The 1,596-nt window shown below is 31.8% G+C and carries 1 protein-coding gene and 1 pseudogene; both read left to right on the top strand.

Annotated elements, in window-relative coordinates; all coding sequences use genetic code 11:
- Positions 1-940, top strand: a 940-nt coding sequence (locus WBN21_RS15445; protein ID WP_424201845.1) for a hypothetical protein, incomplete at its 5' end; no start/stop codon positions are given.
- Between the two features lie 246 nt (positions 941-1,186).
- Positions 1,187-1,596, top strand: a pseudogene (locus WBN21_RS15440) (hypothetical protein); the annotation flags it as partial.

Below are 1,596 nucleotides of genomic sequence, written 5' to 3'. Positions count from 1 at the left end.
GTTCGGAATATATCCGGCATCCCTAAAATGGATGGTCTTTATGTATTCTGAATCATTTTCGTTGTTTTTAATTTGCGGATTTCTTTATTACTTTTTGAAAGTTCACAAGGCAACCGATAAAACATATTTTAACGTGACGCTTTCCGCTATTTTTCTGGGGGTTTTGGCATTAACAAAGGTTATTTTTGGGTATCTTATTATTGCTGTGGCTATTTTTTATCTACTTGTATATATTTTTAATAGATCAAAGAAAATTCGGGTTAGTCTGATGGTTTTGGTCATTGGATTTTTGATTTGTGTTCCGTTTTTAATTCACAACTATAATCTTACAGGAAAGGCATTTTATTGGGGAACTGGCGGTGGCGAGATTCTATATTGGAAATCTTCACCATTTCCAAATGAATATGGCGATTGGATAAGTTCGGATGTGGTTCTTGACCTTCGTGATGAAGATTATTATGATAATACAGAGCTTATTAAAAACCATGGCGATTTTATTCGAAGTCTTGAGCCTTATTCATTGGTGCAACGGGATAGCCTTTATAAAGATCAAGCAATAAGGAATATTAATCAATATCCACTCAAATTTATTGAAAATACTGGTTCTAGTGCCCTTAGGCTCTTTTTCAATTATCCGTATTCATATACACCCCAAAAAGCTTCTTCTTATTTCTATATACTTCCTAACCTTTTTTTAGTGGTATTTTTGCTTTTATCAATATTATTAGCAATTCGAAAACCTTTGAGTATACCATTCGAAATTCGTTTTATAGGGCTAATGGCATTAATTTTTATCGGTGCACTTTCATTACTCGATGGAAGAGTGCGTCATTTATTGCCAATACTCCCTTTTTTGTTGTTGTTTATAGCTTTTGTATTTAAAAACTATATTAAATTCAAAATTTATTGGGATGGGTTAGAACAATCTAAACCTATTTAATTTTTAGAATCTCTCATAAATAAAGTAAGCCTTAAATCATTGTTAGTAACTGTTTTTTTGAAATAAATTAGGAGTTAATTTGATAATCCTTTGATATTTATGTTAAAAAATAAGGTGCGTTAAAAAAATATCATTATATTTGAGACGCCTCGATTGGTTAACCAATTTGGAAAACCAGTAATAATCTACATACTCTCATGCTTTTGTTTGAAAAAAACTAAATATTAACTTTTTAAATTAAAATTTATGAAAACAAAATTACTTTTTACAAAACAAAATTCTAATGCATTTTACCTTCTTTTGGTATTCTGTTTATGTTTTAATTATGGATGGAGTCAAGAACTGGTATTGAATGGTACTTGTGATCTGTTTACTGTAACCTCGGCTGATGTTACTGCTAATCCAACATGGACTAGAAATGATTCAGATAATGCAGATGCTTGGGATATGACACCACCTAGTACAGTAATTTATGATGCTGAAGCAATGTCTAGTGGAGCAACTTCATCTAGTCCTTATAATGCAATATGGAATAACTCTGCATTGGAAGATGCTTTGGAAATTAAATATCTTGGCATGGCAGGTTCTTTAGATGAACAACCCGGGTCTACAAGTAGTGGAAATGGTGGAACAAGAGGCGTGAAGTTGTATGACGA

Origin of the sequence: Algibacter sp. (assembly GCF_049667265.1) — a bacterium.
GTDB lineage: Bacteria > Bacteroidota > Bacteroidia > Flavobacteriales > Flavobacteriaceae > Algibacter_B.
The sequence above is the reverse complement of the archived record's forward strand: the minus strand, read 5'-3'. Positions and strand labels throughout refer to the sequence as shown.